This window comes from Psychrobacter sp. ENNN9_III (assembly GCF_001462175.1).
In the GTDB taxonomy this organism is placed as follows: domain Bacteria; phylum Pseudomonadota; class Gammaproteobacteria; order Pseudomonadales; family Moraxellaceae; genus Psychrobacter.
In genome coordinates this window covers 1-4,600 of the sequence record NZ_LNUO01000069.1, presented here as the reverse complement: position 1 = coordinate 4,600, position 4,600 = coordinate 1, and the positions used below count along the sequence as shown (strand labels likewise).

At 43.0% G+C, this 4,600-nt stretch carries 4 protein-coding genes and 1 pseudogene; all 5 read left to right on the top strand.

Annotation, left to right across the window (positions count from 1 at the left end; translation table 11 throughout):
* A pseudogene (locus tag PENNN9_RS04570) lies at nucleotides 1-255 on the top strand (hypothetical protein); the annotation flags it as partial.
* 400 nt (nucleotides 256-655) lie between these two features.
* Nucleotides 656-1,873 (top strand): iron-containing alcohol dehydrogenase, encoded by a 1,218-nt coding sequence (locus tag PENNN9_RS04565; RefSeq protein ID WP_058368547.1) that lies wholly within the window; start codon nucleotides 656-658, stop codon nucleotides 1,871-1,873.
* A gap of 34 nt (nucleotides 1,874-1,907) precedes the next feature.
* Nucleotides 1,908-2,957, top strand: a complete 1,050-nt coding sequence (locus PENNN9_RS04560) for an NADP-dependent oxidoreductase (RefSeq protein ID WP_058368546.1) — start codon at nucleotides 1,908-1,910, stop codon at nucleotides 2,955-2,957.
* Between the two features lie 272 nt (nucleotides 2,958-3,229).
* A complete protein-coding gene (locus PENNN9_RS04555) occupies nucleotides 3,230-3,907 on the top strand; it encodes a type 1 glutamine amidotransferase domain-containing protein (protein WP_058368545.1) in 678 nt (225 codons plus the stop codon).
* Between the two features lie 4 nt (nucleotides 3,908-3,911).
* On the top strand, nucleotides 3,912-4,541 hold the full coding sequence (locus PENNN9_RS04550) for a glutathione S-transferase family protein (RefSeq protein WP_058368544.1): 630 nt from the start codon (nucleotides 3,912-3,914) through the stop codon (nucleotides 4,539-4,541).
* Nucleotides 4,542-4,600 lie beyond the last annotated feature (59 nt).

Here is a 4,600-nt window from a genome sequence, read left to right as displayed (position 1 = left end):
TTTTTTTCCCCGGGGCCCAAGGAGTTTAAAGTACTTTACGCCGGTTACCAGCAAACCATCAGTTGGCTTGCCGAACAAATCAAAGCGGGCTGGGCAGATAACTCTGTACCACAACTCGATAATATCGCTGCCGAAAGCGTAGCAAAGCGTTGGTACTTTGCATGGCTTGGTGCAAGCTTGATTGCTAAAATTAGTCAAACCAATACACCACTTGCAGAAGTATGGCAAATGACGACTACTGAGATGGGCCGCTAATAGCGGCTCTTTGCTCTATACCTAGCTCTTTTCTATACTTAACCTCGATTTTGCAAAAATATTTTTAAAATCTACTATCTTTTGATAGGTTTCTTTACTTGTCTCCGGTCACCTAACTCTAGTTCTAACTAAGCCACTCTCAAAATAATCTAAGTAGCGCTTAACAGCATATGTGCTATTAGACTTTCACCCTAAGTTCTGCGCGAAGATTTTCGCCTTCTCATTTTTATAATCAGTTTCACATAAATTATAAATACGAGAGTTTTGTAAACACTACTAGACGACCGGTCTAATTCGTGTAGAATGCCCACATACGCAAAAACGATTTGGATAATTTTCTTATTCGCTTTTGCAAACTATACGCACAATCCATACATACCCAATGAATTTTAGGAATCTTATGAACAATTTTCAATATTACAACCCAGTACGTATTGTCTTTGGTGAAGGCCAAATTGAGAAACTATCAGACCTAGTGCCTAACGATGCAAAAGTACTGATTACTTATGGTGGCGGTTCCGCTGAACGCACTGGTACTTTAGGCGAAGTTAGGACAGCGCTAGCAGCGAGTGGTAGTCGCGAAGTCTTTGAGTTTGGCGGTATCGAACCAAATCCAGAGTTTAATACTTTGCTCAAAGCTGCTGATATGGTCAATGAACACAATATCGACTTTCTATTGGCAGTTGGCGGTGGGTCAGTCATTGATGGTAGTAAATTTGTCGCACTCGTATCTTCACTTAACGAAGATGACAGCACCGTCTCACGTGAAAAAGCATGGGATGCACTACTTAGCGGCTGTGCAAACATAGACACTGCTGTCGATTTAGGTGCCGTGCTAACTATTCCAGCGACGGGTTCTGAGATGAACAATGGCGGCGTGGTCAACCATAGTGAGCGCCAAGCAAAACTTCCTTTCCGTAGTCCACTAGTCTTCCCTAAGTTCTCAATTCTTGATCCGACTAAGACCCTCACATTACCTGAACGTCAGGTAATGAACGGTGTTGCGGATGCCTTTGTCCATGTAATGGAACAATATCTGACTTATTCATTCAATGCAAAAGTACAAGATGCCTTTGCTGAGAGCTTACTTAAGATTTTGATTGAAGAAGGCGCAGCGGTTAAAGATGATCCAGAGAATCTAGAAACACGTAAGAATATTATGTGGACAGCTACCATGGCGCTTAACGGCCTAATTGGCACTGGTGTACCACAAGATTGGACGACACACATGGTTGGCCATGAATTAACGTCATTACATAGCATTGACCATGCCCGCACCCTTACTATTTTATTACCATCAGTACTGCGCGAGCTCAAAGAAAGCAAAAAAGACAAGTTACTTCAATATGCACGTAACGTTTGGGCCATCGATAGCAATACTGATACAAAACAAGACGAAGACAGCATCATTGAGACTGCTATTGTTAAGACTGAGAACTTCTTCCGTAGCCTTGGCCTACCAGTTAGCTTAGCGGATGCCGAACTCGATGAGTCAGCGATTGACCCTATCATCAAGCAGCTTGAAGCGCATAACATGGTAAAACTGGGCGAACATGGTAACAATGACTTAGAAGTATCACGTCGTATCTTAGAGCGTTCGTTAAGCAGCGCCGCCTAAAATCTTAAATCAATAAATAAAAAGGATTATTAAAATGAGCTTTGATAAACAGCAAAATCAAGAAACAAACCGTCAAATTAAATTGGCCAGCCGTCCTACTGGCGAACCAAAAGCTGAAAACTTTGACATGACAACCAGCGATATCCCGACGCCAAATGACAATGAGATGCTGCTACGTACCGTCTATTTGTCATTAGACCCGTACATGCGTGGCCGCATGAGCGATGCCAAAAGCTATGCTGACCCCTTAGAGGTTGGTGATGTCATTATGGGCGCAACCGTTGCTCAAGTCGTTAAATCTAACCTTGATAAATTTGCTGTCGGTGATTTGGTGGTAGCAAATTCAGGCTGGCAGGATTACAGTGTCAGTGATGGGATAGGCGTGCTGAAATTAGATAAAGATATGCCAAACCCTTCCTATGGTTTAGGCGTACTCGGTATGCCCGGCTTTACCGGTTATATGGGTTTGACTGATATCGGTAAACCACAAAAAGGTGAGACGCTGGTCGTCGCTGCCGCAACAGGTCCCGTTGGCGCAACGGTTGGTCAAGTGGGTAATCAATACGGTACCCGTACCGTTGGTATTGCTGGTGGTAAAGACAAGTGTGATTTTGCCGTTAATGAGCTTGGCTTTGATGTCTGTATTGACCATAAAGCGGATGACTTCGCTGAGCAGTTAAAAGCCGCCTGCCCAGATGGTATCGATATCTATTACGAAAACGTCGGTGGTAAAGTATTTGACGCGGTCATGCCGTTATTAAATGCTCATGCCCGTATCCCAGTATGTGGTCTGGTCTCACAGTACAACGCGACTGAACTGCCTGATGGCAAGGATCGTTTAGGTGTATTGATGGGCAATATTCTGAGCCGTCGTTTAACCATCAAAGGCTTTATCATCTTTGAAGAGTATGGCGATCATTTCCCAGAGTTCCTCAAAACCATGAGCAAATGGGTAGAGTCAGGTGATGTGAAAACCAAAGAATCCATCGCTGAAGGCTTAGACGATGCACCAAATGCCTTTGTTCGTATGCTAAATGGTGATAACTTCGGTAAAACAGTGGTTAAAGTAGCTGATGTAAAATAGCTTTTGTTAATTGGCTGACGTTCGATGGACGGTTAAATAATAGTCAGTTAAATAACGACTTAACAACACAATTTGTTAAGACAACTACTGAAAACGACATCTTAACCATGAATACTGTTACATGGTTATGGCTAGCAGTCATCGTTAGTAAAACTACTGATTAAGCATAGTTACTTAAACTTAAGCATAGTTACTTAAACTTAAGCATAGTTACTTAAACGTGACTGCTAATCATCAATAATCTAAAAATAACTTTAATAAAAAGGAAAACTATGAATATTTTAATGGTACTAACCTCACACGATGAATTGGGCGATACTGGTAAGAAAACTGGCTTTTGGCTAGAAGAATTTGCCGCCCCTTATTATGCTTTTCTTGATGCTGACGCTAATGTGACGCTCGCCTCTCCTGCTGGTGGACAACCACCGCTTGATCCTAGTAGCGACACTGAAGACGCACAAACCAAAGATACCAAACGTTTTAAAGAAGACAGCGATGCGCAAAAACATCTTGCCAATACCAAAAAACTTGCCGATGTAAAAGCAGAAGACTTCGACTCCGTATTCTATCCTGGTGGTCATGGTCCATTATGGGATTTGGCAGTTGATGAAAACTCTATCAACTTGATTGAGAGTTTTGTGAAACAAGACAAACCTGTTGCTTTTGTTTGTCATGCGCCCGCTGCACTTAAAAACGTCAAGGTTGATGGCGAATACTTGGTAAAAGGCAAGACGGTTACTGGCTTTACCAACACTGAAGAAGACGCCGTTGGCCTTACCGATGTGGTGCCGTTCTTGGTAGAAGATACACTAAAAGCCAATGGTGGCAACTATGAAAAAGCTGCTGATTGGGAGTCATTTGTGGTCGAAGATGGTTTATTGATCACAGGTCAAAACCCAGCCTCATCAGAAGAAGCGGCTAAGCGTTTGATCAACAAGCTCAAAGGTTAATATCATGATTCGCTTACATCACCTTAATCAGTCACGTTCGTTGCGTACGCTTTGGCTCTTAGAAGAGCTAGGCGTGCCTTATGAAGTGGTCAGTCATCAGCGCGATGCCAAGACTCATTCGGCACCAGATTCTCTGAAGGCAGTTCACCCACTCGGTAAATCTCCGGTTATCGAGATGGACGGCCAAATTTATGCTGAATCAGGGGCCATTACGGAGTTATTGATCGAACGATTTGCGCCAGAGCGTCTGCGCCCTGCGACAGACAGCTCGGATTATGGATATTATCTGCAGTGGATCGACTTTGCAGAAAGCTCGCTGATGTTGCCATTAATGCTTGAGCTATTTACCAAAAAAGCAGGCATTGATGACAATGAGTTTTTGAATGGCTATATCGATACAGAAAAAACCAGATTGTTTGAATATCTGGATGCTTCGGTTGAAGGTAAGTCGTTCATTGTGGGTGATAAGCTAAGTGGTGCTGACTTTATGTTGTCATTTGACTTAATCATTCTCGCTAAGCGTCAAAAACTCGACGCTTACCTGAATATCAGGCAGTATGCTGAAGCGCTTGCCAGTCTCGATAGCTATCAGCGCGCTATGCAGCTAGAGTCTAAGTACGACCAATCCGTTTAGCATTGCATCATAACTGACAGACCTATTTTCTGATACACAAAAACAGCTTCACGGCTCTC